Source organism: Methylobacterium sp. J-072 (assembly GCF_022829425.1).
In the GTDB taxonomy this organism is placed as follows: Bacteria; Pseudomonadota; Alphaproteobacteria; order Rhizobiales; family Beijerinckiaceae; genus Methylobacterium.
Genome location: NZ_JAKSYK010000103.1, coordinates 25,053 through 40,737, shown reverse-complemented (window position 1 = coordinate 40,737; position 15,685 = coordinate 25,053). Strand labels below are relative to the sequence as shown.

22 protein-coding genes are annotated in these 15,685 nt (G+C 63.6%); 12 read left to right on the top strand and 10 right to left on the bottom strand.

Annotated features, from left to right (window positions below; translation table 11 throughout):
* Nucleotide 1 precedes the first annotated feature (1 nt).
* Nucleotides 2-766, bottom strand: coding sequence for a Crp/Fnr family transcriptional regulator (locus MKK67_RS11355; RefSeq protein ID WP_243964522.1), 765 nt, complete (start codon nucleotides 764-766; stop codon nucleotides 2-4).
* A gap of 504 nt (nucleotides 767-1,270) precedes the next feature.
* Between MKK67_RS11355 and MKK67_RS11350 the strand changes: the two genes are divergently transcribed.
* The 4 genes from MKK67_RS11350 (at nucleotide 1,271) to MKK67_RS11335 (ending at nucleotide 3,845) form a co-directional block, all read left to right on the top strand.
* On the top strand, nucleotides 1,271-2,017 hold the full coding sequence (locus MKK67_RS11350; protein ID WP_243964520.1) for a Crp/Fnr family transcriptional regulator: 747 nt from the start codon (nucleotides 1,271-1,273) through the stop codon (nucleotides 2,015-2,017).
* Nucleotides 2,014-2,259, top strand: a complete 246-nt coding sequence (locus MKK67_RS11345; protein ID WP_243964512.1) for a hypothetical protein — start codon at nucleotides 2,014-2,016, stop codon at nucleotides 2,257-2,259. Before MKK67_RS11350 ends, MKK67_RS11345 begins: the two co-directional genes overlap by 4 nt.
* A gap of 474 nt (nucleotides 2,260-2,733) precedes the next feature.
* Nucleotides 2,734-2,988: a DUF6894 family protein gene (locus MKK67_RS11340; protein ID WP_243943974.1), complete on the top strand. Its 255-nt coding sequence runs from the start codon at nucleotides 2,734-2,736 to the stop codon at nucleotides 2,986-2,988.
* Nucleotides 2,989-3,134: 146 nt separating this feature from the next.
* A complete protein-coding gene (locus MKK67_RS11335; RefSeq protein ID WP_243964546.1) occupies nucleotides 3,135-3,845 on the top strand; it encodes a Crp/Fnr family transcriptional regulator in 711 nt (236 codons plus the stop codon).
* 1,242 nt (nucleotides 3,846-5,087) lie between these two features.
* Here MKK67_RS11335 and MKK67_RS11325 read toward each other — a convergent pair.
* Both MKK67_RS11325 and MKK67_RS11320 read right to left on the bottom strand, forming a co-directional pair.
* Complete coding sequence (locus tag MKK67_RS11325) at nucleotides 5,088-5,762, bottom strand: ferritin-like domain-containing protein (RefSeq protein WP_243964508.1); 675 nt, start codon at nucleotides 5,760-5,762, stop codon at nucleotides 5,088-5,090.
* Nucleotides 5,763-5,803: 41 nt separating this feature from the next.
* Nucleotides 5,804-6,511 carry a ferritin-like domain-containing protein gene (locus MKK67_RS11320; protein ID WP_243964506.1) on the bottom strand — a complete coding sequence of 236 codons (708 nt, stop codon included), beginning with the start codon at nucleotides 6,509-6,511 and terminating at the stop codon, nucleotides 5,804-5,806.
* Between the two features lie 307 nt (nucleotides 6,512-6,818).
* Between MKK67_RS11320 and MKK67_RS11315 the strand changes: the two genes are divergently transcribed.
* From MKK67_RS11315 to MKK67_RS11300, 4 genes are all read left to right on the top strand, one after another.
* Nucleotides 6,819-7,031 carry a hypothetical protein gene (locus tag MKK67_RS11315; RefSeq protein ID WP_243964504.1) on the top strand — a complete coding sequence of 71 codons (213 nt, stop codon included), beginning with the start codon at nucleotides 6,819-6,821 and terminating at the stop codon, nucleotides 7,029-7,031.
* A 78-nt stretch (nucleotides 7,032-7,109) separates the two neighbouring features.
* Entirely contained in the window at nucleotides 7,110-7,991 is an 882-nt protein-coding gene (locus tag MKK67_RS11310; RefSeq protein WP_409568392.1) for a cytochrome b/b6 domain-containing protein, read from the top strand.
* Nucleotides 7,988-8,920, top strand: a complete 933-nt coding sequence (locus MKK67_RS11305; RefSeq protein WP_243964502.1) for a molybdopterin-binding protein — start codon at nucleotides 7,988-7,990, stop codon at nucleotides 8,918-8,920. The genes MKK67_RS11310 and MKK67_RS11305 overlap by 4 nt, the downstream gene beginning before the upstream one ends.
* 260 nt (nucleotides 8,921-9,180) lie before the next feature.
* Nucleotides 9,181-9,921 carry a recombinase family protein gene (locus MKK67_RS11300; RefSeq protein ID WP_243964500.1) on the top strand — a complete coding sequence of 247 codons (741 nt, stop codon included), beginning with the start codon at nucleotides 9,181-9,183 and terminating at the stop codon, nucleotides 9,919-9,921.
* 18 nt (nucleotides 9,922-9,939) lie between these two features.
* Here MKK67_RS11300 and MKK67_RS11295 read toward each other — a convergent pair whose 3' ends face one another.
* From MKK67_RS11295 to MKK67_RS11275, 5 genes are all read right to left on the bottom strand, one after another.
* Nucleotides 9,940-10,236 (bottom strand): hypothetical protein, encoded by a 297-nt coding sequence (locus MKK67_RS11295; protein ID WP_243964491.1) that lies wholly within the window; start codon nucleotides 10,234-10,236, stop codon nucleotides 9,940-9,942.
* Nucleotides 10,237-10,914, bottom strand: coding sequence for an AAA family ATPase (locus MKK67_RS11290; RefSeq protein ID WP_243964489.1), 678 nt, complete (start codon nucleotides 10,912-10,914; stop codon nucleotides 10,237-10,239).
* Nucleotides 10,915-11,309: 395 nt separating this feature from the next.
* Nucleotides 11,310-11,528, bottom strand: a complete 219-nt coding sequence (locus MKK67_RS11285) for a hypothetical protein (protein WP_243964479.1) — start codon at nucleotides 11,526-11,528, stop codon at nucleotides 11,310-11,312.
* 278 nt (nucleotides 11,529-11,806) lie between these two features.
* Nucleotides 11,807-12,043 carry a hypothetical protein gene (locus MKK67_RS11280; protein ID WP_243964477.1) on the bottom strand — a complete coding sequence of 79 codons (237 nt, stop codon included), beginning with the start codon at nucleotides 12,041-12,043 and terminating at the stop codon, nucleotides 11,807-11,809.
* Nucleotides 12,044-12,166: 123 nt separating this feature from the next.
* Entirely contained in the window at nucleotides 12,167-12,685 is a 519-nt protein-coding gene (locus tag MKK67_RS11275; RefSeq protein WP_243964475.1) for a MucR family transcriptional regulator, read from the bottom strand.
* Between the two features lie 287 nt (nucleotides 12,686-12,972).
* Between MKK67_RS11275 and MKK67_RS11270 the strand changes: the two genes are divergently transcribed.
* Together MKK67_RS11270 and MKK67_RS32605 are read left to right on the top strand one after the other, a co-directional pair.
* Nucleotides 12,973-13,440, top strand: coding sequence for a hypothetical protein (locus tag MKK67_RS11270; RefSeq protein WP_243964473.1), 468 nt, complete (start codon nucleotides 12,973-12,975; stop codon nucleotides 13,438-13,440).
* Between the two features lie 55 nt (nucleotides 13,441-13,495).
* Nucleotides 13,496-13,891 carry an HGGxSTG domain-containing protein gene (locus MKK67_RS32605; RefSeq protein WP_313899013.1) on the top strand — a complete coding sequence of 132 codons (396 nt, stop codon included), beginning with the start codon at nucleotides 13,496-13,498 and terminating at the stop codon, nucleotides 13,889-13,891.
* Here the strand turns inward: MKK67_RS32605 and MKK67_RS11265 are convergent.
* Both MKK67_RS11265 and MKK67_RS11260 read right to left on the bottom strand, forming a co-directional pair.
* Nucleotides 13,888-14,091 carry a hypothetical protein gene (locus tag MKK67_RS11265; protein WP_243964466.1) on the bottom strand — a complete coding sequence of 68 codons (204 nt, stop codon included), beginning with the start codon at nucleotides 14,089-14,091 and terminating at the stop codon, nucleotides 13,888-13,890. The genes MKK67_RS32605 and MKK67_RS11265 overlap by 4 nt on opposite strands.
* 2 nt (nucleotides 14,092-14,093) lie before the next feature.
* Nucleotides 14,094-14,342, bottom strand: coding sequence for a hypothetical protein (locus MKK67_RS11260; protein ID WP_243964457.1), 249 nt, complete (start codon nucleotides 14,340-14,342; stop codon nucleotides 14,094-14,096).
* A gap of 246 nt (nucleotides 14,343-14,588) precedes the next feature.
* Between MKK67_RS11260 and MKK67_RS11255 the strand changes: the two genes are divergently transcribed.
* The gene (locus MKK67_RS11255) at nucleotides 14,589-14,891 is read left to right on the top strand and encodes a hypothetical protein (RefSeq protein ID WP_243964455.1); all 303 of its coding nucleotides are present in this window, start codon (nucleotides 14,589-14,591) and stop codon (nucleotides 14,889-14,891) included.
* Between the two features lie 20 nt (nucleotides 14,892-14,911).
* Complete coding sequence (locus MKK67_RS11250) at nucleotides 14,912-15,226, top strand: hypothetical protein (RefSeq protein ID WP_243964453.1); 315 nt, start codon at nucleotides 14,912-14,914, stop codon at nucleotides 15,224-15,226.
* Nucleotides 15,227-15,685: the final 459 nt, after the last annotated feature.

Here is a 15,685-nt window from a genome sequence, read left to right as displayed (position 1 = left end):
GCTAGCCCTCCTGGGCGGTGCCTGGCCAACTCAGGTCGCGGCGCTCGCCCCAGCGAGTGTTGCGCAGATGTAGGTAGTTCGGCGCGAAGCTACAGAAGGCCTTCAGTCGCTCCACATCCAGGATGGTGAGCACCCGGCCCTTGAGGTGGATCAGGCCGAGCGCGCGCAGTTCCCGCAAGGTCCGGTTCACATGCACGTCGGATAGGCCCATCGTCTCGGCGATCTCGGTCTGCGTCATCGGAAACGCATAGCTGTTGTCGGTGACACGCCCGACCGCTTCCAGGCGCATGAGAAGTTCGCACAGAAGGTGGGCGATGCGCTGACCTGGGGCACGTCCACCCATATTGACGAGCCATTCGCGCAGGACAGCACCGTCGACCAGGGAGCACCACCAGAAAGCCCGCGCGATACTCGTATGGTGCGCCGTGATCTCGTCGATAGCCCGACGGGGGATGTCTACGACCTGGCACGTCGAGATGGTGCCGATGCTGTGGTCCATCTCATCGAGGATGAAGACGTTGAGGTCGCAGAAATCACCCGGTACCAGGAGGGCCATGATCTGGCGCTGACCGTCCGGGAGCATCTTGTAGCGGCACGCGAAGCCGTCGAGGATCAGCAGGACGTTGTCCGGCTTGTCGCCTTCCTGGATCAGATCCTGGCGTGCACCGACCTGCCGGACCTTGAGCGTCAGCCCGTTCAGAGCCCAGCGAGCCTGCTCGGACAGAGGTTCGAAGCTCTCAAGCTTCCGTGTCAGAGCTTGCTGCATCGGACTGGCCTCATGATTGAGAGAACCCGCTGATCATCCGAAGGTGCCCCTCGACGGAACACCGAGCCGAGCGGCACCGATCCTGAGGGAGCATCGAGGGTACGATTTCGGACGCCCGGCCCCTGCCCGGAAACAGGTGACCCGTACCAAGAAACACCCCGCTACCCGGACCGGGCAACGGGGCTTGAGTTCGCTCGGGTCGGAAGAAGCTGTGCAGGCGATGATCGGGCAAGGAACGCTCGCGCAGCCAACTGCGCTCACTCCATCGCGGCAACAGCCGCATGAGCATGGCAGCGGATGAAGAGATCGATCCGATCAAAAGATGGAATTTGGCGGGTTCGTCCTTGATCTCTGCGGGGGACGCAATCGTCTCTGAAATCCATCTTATGATCGAACATATAGGTAACTTCGTTATATTATAGAACCTATCATCAGTTGGTCCGACTCAGGTTCTGATGACTGGGAGAGCCGCGGGCTTCCACCTGCAATATGAGGTGGAGCAATATGAGTTCAGCCCCTGATCTCCACGCTACGAACCGGCTCATCCGCAAGTTGGAGAGTATCGCCAGCCTATCGGAGGCGGAGCGCCAGGCCATTGAGAGCCTGCCGGTCAGGATCCACAAGCTCAACGTCCGGCAGGACATCGTACGTGACGGCGACAAGCCCTCGCATTGCTGCTTGATCATCGATGGCTGGGCCTGCCGGTACAAGCTCCTCAGCCAGGGCAAGCGGCAGATCCTATCGTTCCACGTCCCCGGCGACATCCTGGATCTTCAGAGCCTGCACGTCCCTACCATGGATCACAGCGTCGGCACGCTGACCAAAGCCACCGTGGCCTTCATCCCGCACGAGAGCCTGCGGGAGTTGACGGCGCACCACTCCGGCATCGCGGCAATCTTTTGGCGTGACACGCTGATCGACGCAGGGATCTTCCGTGAATGGCTGGTCAGCATGGGGCGGCGCTCAGCCTTTGAGCACGTCGCCCACCTGTTCTGCGAGCTGTATCTGAAGCTGCAAGCGGTGGGGCTGGCCGGGAATTACCGGTGCCCGCTGCCGGTCACCCAGGCGGATCTCGCCGATGCGCTGGGGCTCACGCCCGTACACATTAATCGCGTGCTCCAAGAAATGCGCGGCAAGACCCTGATCACGCTCCGAAGCAGCACGCTGGTGATCGAGGCTTGGAATGAACTTTTGCGTGTCTCCGAGTTTGACCCAACATACCTGCATCTGGAGAAGCGAGCGACCGGATGACCCTCCGCTTACAGCCGGTGCAGATCGCCACCGGCAGTTACGACGTCGATGGGCAGCTGGTCTTCGCCGACGGCTTCCTGACTGCGGTCTTGGTGAAGCTGTCGGGCTATCACGACGACATGGCCGGGATGTGGTTCCTGGAAGCTGGCTTCGGGTGGGTCGATACGCCGACGCGGCCCACCTTCGCCGATCTAGATGCTGCACAGACCTGGATCGAGGAGCGGTTGACGTGCGCGGCCTGAGCACAACTCTTGATCTGCCCCCAGAAGAACGCACCGCTCTATTGCAGCCGGTGCGACTGGTTGCGTGATAGCCTTTCGCGAGCGGGGTAGGGCTCGGTCGCGAGATCCGCGAACACGTCATCCGTTGCGAGGATCCTCGTTCCATCTCTGCTGAGATCGGAGATGTTGACTTGGTAGTCATGACGCGGGCCCACTGAGCCTCTCCTGTGCGCCCAAAAATTGACAGTTAGGCATCGATAATATCACTGACGCCAACTTAGTTTATAAAAATAAAGATTGCGCACGACCATTCTATTTCGCCAATTTTACTATCTTTTGATCAATAATCATCAAACTAGATACAATTATAGTTGATACATGTTATTGAAAATATGTATGCTTCAATGCAAAAATCATGAAATCGCTGATCGAATATTTGGGCATCAGCGACTGAGAGACGCGAGTGCTCCCGCCTGTTTGAGGGCTGGATATCTCATGCCACATTTTTTCTTTGATACCGATGACGGTAATTTTCGCAATGTGGACAGCGAAGGCTTCGAACTGTCTGGCATCGAAGCCGCTCGCATCGAGGCATTGGATGCCCTCCCTGATATGGCGCGCAACAGGCTCCCGGACGGGGATCGTCGGACCTATTCGGTTCGGGTGCGCGATGAGGACGGGAGGGTGATCTACTTCGCCTCGCTCGACTTGGTCGGTGAGTGGCATATCCCACACGCCACCAACCTGTGACCGGGTCTGGTGGCGGGGGCGAGCCGTCGTCAACATAGATTAGGGTTCGCCCCTATCCTGTGCGAAGGTGGTGTATCGTGAGCCGTTGCCTCGGGGCAGGCGATTGCGAGATGAAGGCTGCCCTGGCCCTGATCGGCAGCAGAGTTGTGTTCCAGCTTCGGCAATCAGAGATCCGTAACCGTCTCCTCACCACGCTGCCCGCGGACGACTTCGCTTGTCTCTCTCCCGCACTGGAGCGCGTACCGTTGCTGCTACATGAGACGGTGCTCGTCCCGCATCAGCCGATTGAATACGCCTACTTCGTTGAAAGCGGCATCTGCTCGTACCTGGCCGACACGCGCGATGGCCGCATCGAGATCGGCCTCGTCGGTCCCGAAGGTATGGTCGGCACACCGCTGGTACTGGGAGCCGACCGCGGGCCGTTCGCCGTCCTCATCCAGGGCGAGGGCGAAGCGCTGCGCGTCTCAGCTGCAGATCTATGTGAAGCCCTCGATGCAAGTCAGGCCCTGCGCGGCCTGCTCGGGCGCTACGTGCAGAGCTTCATCGCGCAGGTCGGGGGCACCGCCTACGCCAATGCCGAGCTGACCATCGAGGCGCGACTGGCCCGCTGGATCCTGATGTACCAGGACCGCATGGACCAGGATGACCTGCCGATCACGCACGAGTTCCTGTCGCTGATGCTGGGAGTGCGTCGGCCAGGCGTCACGACAGCCACGCATGTGCTTGAGGGCGCGGGCATGATCCGGGCGCGGCGAGGGCATATCACCGTGCTCGATCGCGAGAAGCTGGAGGACATGGCCGGCGACACCTACGGTGCCGCGGAGGCCGAATACGAGCGGCTTATCGCGGACGCATAGAGCCCCACCTGGGGGTAGCCCTCGCTCGGGGCCTGGAAGTCCAGCTGTCCTTCCAACATTCGTCCCCGCCTACCGCAGCAACCACAAGCCTGCGTGGGGGGGCATGGGGCCGAGCTACTGCGAGCCGCCTGGGCCGTCTACCGCGCCCTGTAACCGCATCTGCGGGCACGACGGCCACTACAACGGTGCCGCGAGGATCTGAAACTCGATCGCCTCACGCTCCGTAGAGGGAAAATGGCTCGTAAGCATCGGCTCTCGATGTCGTACCTTACCTCTCGGTCCAACCGGGTGTGCGTAGTGCCGTGCCCCACCCATGCGGGATGCTTCCGGTGGATCATTACCTCGGCTGACGGCCAACGATCGGAGCAATCGTCCTACTCCTATACAACGGCGGCCGGGGCACGGGCGGTCGGCAATATGCGCCGGCGTGAGATCGACGCGAAGGTGTGACAGTTTTCTAGACATCGTCTTCGAAAGCGGTGCCGTGAGCGGCGTTGATGATACCGCCTCAGATCCCGATCTGTACGCAGCCGAGTACGTCTTCGGCACCCTCGACCCGGGAGAGCGGGCCGCCATGATTCGCGCGTTCGCCATCGATGCGGACGCGGCGGGCGGGCGGGGGCATGCCCTGACGCGACCTCCGCTCGTTCAAGAAGGCGGTGGATGCTGGCACAGGCACTCGGATCAAGGCCCGCCGCTGCTACATGATGTCCGGTCTCGGTGGAGCCCGGAGAGAAACCTAGAGCATCCATTGACATCAACCTGCGATAGTACGCAGGACCTACCTATGTTGAAAAAGCTACCTCAAGGCGCGGCCACCTTCTGTGGTCGCGGCCTCGCGTTCGTCCATGGCACCCACATCGTGATGAAGGTGTGCCCGGAGTGTTCGCAGTGGAACGCTCCAGAGGCGGCCGACAGAGGTGTATGCGGTTGGTGTGCCTACGTCCCGTCATGCGAGGACGTAGAGCCTGCTGTGGTGTTTGACGCCGCAGCGTAGATCCCACCCCGCTTTCGTGGGCACGGACCTTCATCGTTGACCCTCAGACTGCGACGCAGCACGATGGCGCGTCCTCACGAGGGACACCCATCGGTCCGGTCCGCATCTTCCCCCCAAGGTGGGCTGGGCCGGTGGGTCTTATTTGCTGATGCTGGGCGCTGGCGAACAGGCTCTCTCGCATAGAACCTGTGACGGCGCACCGAACGGCTCCGCCACAGCTTCAGTCCGCGGCCTCTTATGTGCCCTCAGGCGCCGCTGGCGAGGAACGGACCCGCCGCTGCAAGGACGGCCGCCTTGGTCAAAGGCGCGTCGAAGGCGCCGTCCCAACCGACATAGCCGCGCACCCGCCGCACCTCCGCGGCGTGCCGTGCCTCAACTGAGTGGATCTGCAGCGCCGTCGTCAGCACCGGTGTGCCCTGCAGGTTGCCAGCCTGTCCCTTGTAGGCCGCCACGCCGAGATCCTCGAACGTGCTCGACAATGTCGTGAACGTGTCGAAGTTCGCGAACACTTCCGGGTACTTGCCCTTGGCCGTGAAGTCGAAGGACGGAGACGAAATCGCGGCGGCGCCCAGCGCGCCCTGCAGCAACCGCACATGCGCAGCCTCGTGCTTGGCGAGCTGTGAGAACACGGCTCGGTAGCGCGCCGGGATCAGGTGGGGCGTGGCCAGCGCCGTGCGGTAGAACTCTGCCTCCAGGTACTCCAAGGTCAGGGCGAACCGGAGCACGTCCACCACCTGCCCCGGTAGGCCCTGAGCGAAGACTTCGGTGGAGGCGACGGCGAGCACCGTCGGCGCGCTAGCGAGGGCCCCGAGCGTGCCGACGGCACGGGTGAACAGGCCCCGGCGCGAGGTCATCCGGGCAGTCATGTCGGGATCGAGTGTCTCAATCAGGGTGGGAGTGGCAGGCGTGGATGCGGTCATGGTGGCGTCCTCTGTGGCGGGGGCGAGCATCGGCCGGGCGATCACGGCAGTTGGCTCGCGCTGACGGGGGTGAGGACGAACGGCACCACCTTGGGCAGCACCTGGGAGGGCACGAGCGCGCGGTCGAGGCCGTTGCCGTCCACGATGTCGTTGCCGGCGAATGCTGCACTGTAAGGGTTGAGCATGTCGCGGATCGTGGCGGCGTGGCGCGCCTCGACCGAGACGATCGAGCCGGCCTTGGCGAGGAAGTCCGGGTTGCGCAGGAGTTGGCCGGCGCCGTTGTAGGCGGCGACGCCTAGATCCTCGAAGGTGCGGGCGGTGCCGAGCACGCTCTGACGACTGGCGAAGTTGACCCGGCCGAAGTCGACCTGAAGGTCAGGAATGGCATTGCCGCCGAGCGCGGAGCGGAAGAACTCGCGATGGGCGACCTCGTGTTGCTGGATGCCTGTGAGGCTCTGCTCGTCGGAGGGGTTAAAGCCACGATAGGGCTGCTGCAGCACCTGGGTGTAGAAGGCAGCCTCCAACTGCTCCAGGGCGTAGGCGTAGTTGAGGACGGCGAAGTCACCCTGGCCGAGGTCGACCGTGCCGCCGGCGAGCGTGGCGCCACGCTGCGCGAAGGCTTGGCTGAGGTTCAGCTCCAGGAAGGCTGTTGAAGCGACGAGGATGCCGGCGGCCTTGAGGAAATTGCGACGTGGTCGCGCGGCCGCCTTGTGCGGGTTCTCGGGCTTTAGGCTGGCTGGATTGGTCACGAGCACCTCCCGGATCGCAGCGACAATGCGACACCTGTCCGGAAGAAGTGGGAGAGGTTCAGATCTGACTATATCGTAAGTTAGAAAATCGTTGGCAAAATCCCACCGAACAAAATATTTCTACATCCATTAAAAAATCGACGCACCGCTTGAAACTTATCTCAGCTGCCGTTCGTAGGAAAGCGGTTTGTCTAATTTCATTGGGATGCACAGTTCGAAAAGACTGTTGTATTCAGGAACTTAGGCAGGCTGCCTGGGCTTCTCTGTAGGTTCGGGCGGGAGACCCGCCCTATCTGGGAGATTTCAGATGAAGAAGACGACCCTTGCGCTTACCGCCGTGTTACTAGGCGGCTTTGCCCTCGTTACCGGGTCCGCATCGGCCGCTCCGATGTCCGTCAACGGGCTCCAGTCCGATACCGGCATCACGCAGGTGCGCATGATGCACGGCGATCGCATGATGATGAAGAAGCGCATGATGCGGAAGCGGATGATGAAGCGCCGCATGATGAACCGCATGTGAGGCGGTCACCGCGACCTCGGAAGGGCCTCCTGGGCCCTTCCACCGCGACCCGCTCCTATCGTCGACGAGCTCTCCACTTTGCCCCACACATTCCTGACGCGCTCCGCACCCGACACAGCCGAAGTCGAGCGCCGCCGGTGGATGTTCCGGCATCCCGCCGTCATCCGCATCACGCACTGGGTCAACGCGGCCTGCCTGCTGGTCCTGCTGATGAGTGGCCTGCAGATCTTCAACGCCCACCCCGCCCTATACTGGGGCAAGGTCTCGACCTTCAACACGCCGCTCCTGGCGATGTCCTCGACCGAGGACGACCCGCCCAAGGGCGTGACCACGGTCCTCGGGCATACCTTCGACACCACCGGCTATCTCGGCTCCTCCGCCGGTGCCGACGGCGAGCCAGCGGATCGCGGCTTCCCGTCCTGGCTGACCCTGCCGAGCGACCAGGACCTCACCGGCGGACGCAGCTGGCACTTCTTCTTCGCCTGGGCCTTCGTCCTGAACGGCCTCGCCTACCTGCTCTACGGGCTGGTCAGCGGGCAGCTTCGCTTCCGCGTGATCCCGTCACGCGACCAGATCCGGCACTTCGGCGCATCGGTGCGGGAGCACCTCACCCTACGCTTCCCGCAGGGCGAGGAGGCCAAGCGCTACAACGTCATCCAGAAGCTCACCTACCTCGTCGTGCTGTTCGTGCTCCTGCCGGTGCAGGTACTGGCGGGCCTGGCGATGTCGCCAGCCATGGATGCGGCCTTTCCGTTCCTGCTGACCCTGTTCGACGGCCGGCAATCGGCGCGTACGGTGCACTTCGTCGTGGCGGCGCTGCTGGTCCTGTTCGTGATCGTGCACGTCGCCCTGGTCCTGCTCTCGGGCTTTTGGAACAACATGCGCGGCATGATGACCGGCTGGTTCGTGATCGAGCGCAAGGTCGAGCCGACTGGCGCCACGGGTGAGCCCCGGGCATGAGACGCCCACCGAGCCGACGTGCTCTCCTGAAGGGGGCTTCCGCCGCATCCGCGGCGGCCATGCTCGGCGGGTGCGACCGCCTCAGCAACGCGGTGTGGTTCCAGCGCACGCTCAAGACCGGCGAGGACGCCAACCTGTTCGTCCAGCGCCTGCTCCTTACCGAATGCAGCCTGGCACCGGAATATGCCGAGGCCGACATCTCGCCATGGTTCAAGCCGAACGGCACAGAGACCCCGCCCGACAAGGGCTACAAGGCCCTGGCGAGGGGCAAGTTCGCCAAGTACCACCTGGAGGTCGGCGGTCTCGTGGAGGCGCCCTTCAAGCTGTCGCTGGCCGAGCTTCGCAAGCTACCGGCGCGCACCCAGATCACCCGGCACGATTGCGTCGAGGGGTGGAGCGCCATTGGCAAGTGGACCGGGGTGCCGCTCGCCGACCTCCTGTCCCGGGCCAAACTGAAGCCTGAGGCGCGCTACGTGGTGTTCCATTGCGCCGACACCATGGACCAGGGCGAGGACGACGACGGGGCTGACACCGCGCAGGATGACGGCCCCGACGAGGCGGTCCCCGCGGGCAACGCCAACCCGGCCATGACCAAGCAGTCGGGCGGTGGGGAGAGCAGGAAGAGTTCCGGCGGCCAGCAGGCGTCGGAGGACACCGCGGCCGGCGGCGGATCGCCGGTCCGGTACTACGAGAGCATCGACCTCGTAGACGCGTTCCACCCGCAGACGATCCTCGCCTACGACATGAACGGCAAGGCGCTCCCGGTCTCGAACGGTGCACCGCTACGTTTGCGCGTCGAACGTAACCTCGGTTACAAGCAAGCCAAGTACGTGATGCGCATCGAGGTGGTGGAAAGCTTCGCCGGCATCGGCGAGGGCAAGGGCGGCTACTGGGAGGACCAGGGCTACGCCTGGTATGCCGGCATCTGATCCGAAGGATCGGACGTGAGCTGCGCAACCAGATCCTTGGCAGAGGGGTCTGTAAGCCAGCCTGATGCAGCCGGCCGGGACCAACCGTCGGGCTGCATCCCGGCCTCGCGCACATCCCTACCGCACCGCGGCGGATAATCCTGAAATGGGTTCGAGCTGAGCCACAGGGAAGTCTCGGTGTGTCCCCTGCGCTCTCGCGGAGCGGTGTTTCATCCGGTTGAACGACCGTTTGATCGGACGTGACACCCCGTAAAATCCGCATGACATCTGCCTTCGTCTCCTATCTGCGGGTCTCGACCGAGCGGCAGGGCCGGTCCGGGCTTGGACTAGAGGCGCAGCGGCGGGCCGTCGCCGACTTCCTGGCTGGTGGCGCTTGGCGGCACGTGGCGGAGTTGGTGGAGATCGAGAGCGGCTCCCGGGACAACCGCCCTCGCCTCTCGGAAGCCATGGCGCTCTGCCGACTACACGGGGCCACGCTGGTGATTGCCAAGCTGGATCGCCTGTCACGGGACGCGGCGTTCCTGCTGAACCTTCAGAAGGCCGGCGTCCGGTTCGTGGCGGCCGACATGCCGGAAGCGAATGAGCTCGTGGTCGGCATCATGGCCGTGGTCGCCCAGGCCGAGCGCAAGATGATCTCGACCCGGACCAAGGCTGCGCTGGCAGCGGCGAAAGCCCGGGGCGTGCGCCTGGGGAAGCCGGCGAACCTGTCGAACAGAGAAGCCGGTCAGGTGCGCAGCAGGGCGTGCCAGACCCGGCGGGCCGAGGAACGGGCTATGGATCTCGCCCCGATCATCGACGCCGTGCGGGCGGAGGGCGCTGTCTCGCTGCGCCAGATCGCGGGGGCGCTTAACGCCCGCGGGATCCCGGCGGCCCGCGGAGGGGTGTGGTCGGCCGCGCAGGTGCGGAGAATGCTCCGATCTCTAGAAGATGTGCCCCGGGCGTCCGCAACACATCTTTCGGATGGTTTTCCGATACCAAAAAGATATCCTGCGCATCTCTAAGGGATATGTGTGCGATAGTCAGCCGCCGTCGCGCGCCAGCTTCTCGGCGATAGCCTGAAGCACCCACGTGTTGCGGGGTAGGCGGACCGCGCTGCCCTTACGCGCCCGTTCCAAACGCTCGAACAGATCGCTGTCTGCCGGGAACTTGAGGGGATGCTGAGCACCCTTGGCAGCCGGCTCGGGGGCGGCAAACGGAGCCGGGGCCAACGGTTCGGCTTGGGGCACGCTCCCGCCCTTCGCGATGAACGCCTCTATGGGGTCGGCCGGCTCACTGGGCTTGAGGGCAGGGCGGATCGGTTTTGCACTCAGAGCCATCTATCGGACCTCTTCCGGATGGCTGTTGGATATCTTCTGGGCATCAAACAGATAGCTAAATAGGGCGCCGATCTCCTCGGCGGCCTTAGGATCCTGCGGGCGTAGCTCGGTTACGGATAGGCCGGCGGCCGCCGCATGGGCGAAGGCTTTCCGGGCTCCGAGCGCGGTCGGCACGAACTCCAGACCAGGCTTTGAGCGGATGAGCTCGGCCGCCTCGGCATTCTCTGAACCGCGCGCCTCGGCCCGGTTGATGAAGGCGAGGGCCCGCAGCTCCGGATTGACGGCACGGGCCTCCTCGACGAGCTCGGCCACCTTGTCGAGGGTCCACACGTCGAAGGACCGAGGCGCGAACGGCACCAGGTACGTGTGGCAGATCGAGAGCGCTGCTCGTTGGCTGACGGTATCGCGACCGCCCGTGTCGATGATGACGTGGGCGTGCTTGGGGGCTAGGCGCTGAACGCCGGAGCGCACGGCCGCCCCGGTCAGGGCGACGCAGGTGTAGCCGGCTCCGTCGGGCCGTGCGGCCTCGCGCAGGTTAGTGAAGTCGGTCGACGTCTCCTGGTCGTCCGCATCGACCAGCAGCACGTCGCCCCCCCGTGCCGAGAGCATGATCGCGAGGTTTGTCGCAACCGTCGACTTGCCCGAGCCTCCCTTGGTGCCGCCCACCACCGTGATCATGCCGTTTGCCCTGTCGGTATCTGAACCATACCGATTGGATATCCTGCGGATCTTAATCCGCAATCCCCCGGAGACCCGACGGCGATCCGAAGGAGGTCATTCCGGTATGGGTGTGTTCGCGGCGCCTCGGTTGTAGGGTCTGGCGTCATGGACCAGAGCCGCCACCGGGATCCCCGGACCGTCGTCGGGTACATCCGGCGGGCGAACGCCTTCAAGGGGCACTCGGGGAGTGGGTTCTTGTAGAGGCGGAGCTACAGGAAGAGGAGTCCACAACGACGAGCGTCACAGCCAGAGCATCGTGACCGCCAGGAACGCTACCTGGAACGTAAGCATCACGCTGATGAGGGCCTTGGCTTCGCGGTCGTGGAGCGCCCAGTTTTCGCGCTCCTTCCCAGTCATGTTTGCGCCGTGCCAGCGCGGCCGGAATAGGTGAACACCATGCGCCCTTCAGCGTCGGTGACGGTGGCGACACGGGGTCGGTCGGGCTTGGCGCCGTCGACTTCGTAGGCCGCGATCGTCGCCGCGTCGGCCTCATCCTTCGCATAGTAGATCCGTGGGGCGCTCCGCGGCACTCCGGCCTTCCCGATGCGATTGATCATGACGCGGTATGTCATGCCGGGCGCTCCAGATTGGACGCCTGCGCCGTCCCCACGGGTCGGAGAAAACAGGAGGTCGGCGCAGGCGGTGCCAAGGCCGGCGATCGACGATGACGCGGTAACATTACACATGGCCTGGATCGGAAAAATAAATTTGACGTCTTTTGAATAAACCGTCTGAAAATTACATATCTAGACGTGATACCTGGACTAATTCCCTATTGAGCGCGGAAAAATAATATTGCGCCGCACACACCGGCCGAAAGCCGTACCGACTTTCATGTCGTGGGGCATCCTCAGGGATTGATCAGCGGACTGTGCTTATCGCCGCCCAGCTTACCGGATCCGTCGTCGCTGTCAGAGTTGTAGGGATTTTTCTCGTGCTGCTGATCGCGCACCGGATCGGGATAATCCGTCAGCGCGCGCCAAGGTGTGGCCGGGGTGCCGAGGCGAAGGGCGCTCGGGAGGCGGAACAGCCAGAAGGCGAGTGCCATCCACGGGACGACGAAGAACAGAAAAGCGGTCAGACCCATGGCGATCCTCCTGAAGGTGCCGACTGGCTCTGAGAAGATCAGCGGACAGGTCGTTCCTACGCCCGCTGATCTGTATGGGTGTCGTCAAAAGACCGAAGTCGGAGCCGGATCTACGGTCTCTCGTCAGGCCTCAGCGGCCTCCTTGGCCTTCCGCGGCCGGCCAGCGCGCTTTGGCTTCTCCGAAACGGTAGCCGCGGGCTCAGCAGCCATCGGAGCCGCCTTCTTGCGCTGCTGGCCGAGACCGAAGCTGCGGGCGAGCTTGGAACGCGCCTCGGAGTAGCTGGCGGCCGTGGAGGGGTAGTCGCGCGGCAGCCCGTAGCGCTCCCGGTACTGCTCGATTGTCATGCCGTTGCCGCTGAGGTGCCGCTTCAGCGTCTTGTACGGCTTGCCATCAACGAAGCTGATCAGCGCATCGGACGTGATCGACTTCCGGATCTGCGCAGAGGTGAGCTTCTCCGCTGCCGGGGCTTCAGGTGCGCTGCCCTGACTAAGCCCAGCCAACGCAGCGTGCGTGTTGGCGATCAGCGTCGCAATCTCGCTCGGCTGCAGATGGTTGTTCGAGACGTAGGCCGAAACGAGGCCCGCTGTCAGCTCGATATAGTCGGTCGCCCCACGCTCGATCGTTTCCACGGTTTCGTCCACTTTTCATACTCCAGTGCAAAGTCATCTGTCCCTGCGCTGGTCGTTGCGTAATGGCAAGGTGCCACAGCATCGGTAGACAAGAAAATCGGTTTCCGATTTGCAATTGCCGTAGGGCCTAACCTTTCCGAGTGCTATATCACACGCCAAGGTGGATGATGCTTCGGCTGACAGGAGCGGGCATGACACAGCAACGGGTGCGAGCCGGCGATACCCTTCTTGGAGCATCGCGTTGCCGAGCAGAGGAGCGCGGTCGCCCATCAGGTTATGCCGACCGGCAAGAGGCGGCTGTGAGAGTGCCTGTCGAGGCTCCGGTGCGGGCAGTGGGCGGCGAGCTCGTCCCGGGGGAGGACTTCGCCACCAAGACCCTGCCGGCGATCCTCGACACGCTGGTGAACCCGGATGCGGTGGCAGCAGACGCCAGCCGGGATCGGCTCGATCTGGCCAAGAACGCGGGCTCGCTCGAACTGGCGCTGGACACCGCCGACACGATCCAGGCGGGTGATGCCTTGGAGCGGATGCTGGCGCACCAGATGGCCACCACCCACGTCCTGGCGATGAAGGCCGCAGCCGTGATGGGCCAGCAGCTCGACATCGCAGATCGGACGATGGGCACGGCCAAGCAGGCGGCGTGCGTCGAGGCGGCACGGATGGCGGGTGCGGCGGCCCGGATGAACGGCTCCTTCCAGGCCGGGATGCAGACCCTGCAGCGGGTGAGAGCCGGCGGTCAGCAGACGGTCGTGGTGCAGCACAACTAGGTCGGTGACGGGGGCCAGGCCGTGATCGGCGGCCAGCAGCAGGTGGGGGGAGGGGGTGCGCCGCAGCGGAAGAGAGGGGGGCGGGGTGCCTCCTGATTTCGACAACCTACCCCATGCGCCCGATTGGCGGGCCGCTTTAATCCAGGCGCGTGAGGCGGCTCGGTGCGGAGCCAGGACGCGATCCGGCTGTCCGTGCCAGGGTCCCGCCATGCCGAACGGGCGATGCCGGATGCACGGCGGGAGCAGCACTGGGGCTCGCACACCCGAGGGGTTGGCACGGGTTCGGACAGCGACGTTGGCCCATGGTCGGCGTTCCGCTGAGAGCATCGCCCTACGCCGGCAGATGCGGGCGGCCTTCGTCCACCTGCGTGACATGGTGAGGGCCACGAACACCGAGATGCGGAAGACGGATGCGCTGCACCGAGCGATGCTGCGGCGGCTCGGACGTTAGGCTGGGCGGGTAGGCGTAATCTCGTCCGGCTCGACGAGACGAAGGCCGACGTATTGCCGCCAGTGGGTCATGCTGTGTCGGCAGACGCGGCACCGGGTGTCGTTGATGTTCTCGATCATGCCATCAGCCGTGGCCTCGTGAACCGCCCCGCAGTTCGAGCAGACGATGCGTTCGCCGGGCTTCAGGTCGTGGGCAGCCATCTTCAGTCCGCGAGGATCCAGCAGGGCGCCGGTCCTGGGCGGCTAACGGTGATGTTCTTGGATCCGCGGAACGTGTCGCCGATCATGCCCTGAAGCATGCCGCGCATGGCATCGGCGGTCGCCTCCTCCAAGGTGTCGCTCTGCCCGCAGGCTGGGCACTCCACGGTCTTGCTGTCGTCCGAGCCGATGCGAAGGTTGGCTTTCGCCTGGTCGGTTGCGCAGTAGATATGCTTGGTGTCGGCGTCGCTCATCTGACCTCCCCCGTACCCAAGCCGGGAAGATAGCACGCTGAGCCTACTCGGCGACCTCCTCCCGCAGCTTCAGGTCTCGGGCAACCGACCTATCCGCCGGCTCACGTCGGTGTCGAACCGTATGGCGTGAGGACGGACAGATCGGCGTCGAGTTCGTCGATTGGGGTTGAACCGGTATCCCCAGCGCCAATAACGCCATTCCAAAGTGATACAAAGCCAACATTAGATGAAGCGCTTGAGCCTTAAGTGACCAAAAACGACCTGACACCTTCAGATCAGGCGGCATACATGAACCAGCAAATGCAAATCCCAGCAAATTTCTGGGCCGAGCTTGAGCGCACCGTTTCGGAAAAGGTAGGCGACGCTCTTAACACAGATGAAGTTCCGCACGAGTTGCTGATCTCATATCTGCGCGACCTAGAGGTCATGGCGCGGACTGCATGCCATAGCCGACAGACCGTTCAGATCATCGCTTCCGGGCGTAGCCTTCTCGGCGACCGACAAGTGATTGGGCCGATGGATTGCGCGTTCTCATACGCGCACCTGTGAGCGGGATGGGCTTCGGGGCGATGGGCTATGTCATGACTGAACAAGCGTTCGCCGTCCTGCTGGCCTCCGCTTTCACCTTCGGATGCGCAGCGATCTACCAGTTGCGCGAGCACGCCCGGCATCTCACGCCGATCCTCGCCAGCGTCACGACCGGCTTGGCTCTCCTGGCCGGTATGATGGCGCTCGCGCAGAACGGGGCCATCAGCCCAGCCGACGGTTCGAAACTGGCACCCATGGGCCGCGCCCAAGCGTCCTCGTGGCGCTCGGAGATAAGAATGGCCGCGGCCCAGAAGCCGACCTCGGCCGAAATCCGACAGGCGGCTCGCGGAGAGTAGAGCAGCCTGTACGTCGCGGACGGCGAAGACATCGAAGTTGGGGGCGATGTACTCACGCAACGCCCAGGTAAGCCTCCACTGAAATGCGTCTTGATCCCGTCAAATGCAGGGGCAAGGTTCGGTAAAACGGTCACCAGTTGGGCTTTGCGACGCTCTCGGGATCGCATCATGCCAGACGACGCTGCCACGCTCCCGATTTCATCCTGCCGCTTCATGGACGCGCTCATCGAGCTGCTCGGCGCATTCCCCGCAGGACGCAATAAGAGTCGAGCCGAGGTGCTGTCCGAGCGACTAGATCGGCTGGACGACGAGGCCCGGCAGCACGGCGCTTCATCAACGACGCTGGCAGCCATCCAGGGCGCGCAAATCCTGCTCAGCCTAGCCGAGATGCCGCCTTCACAGCCTCCCCCGGAACAAATGGTTGGGAAGAACTTGTCACGGCCCGGGCGCTTACGAGTG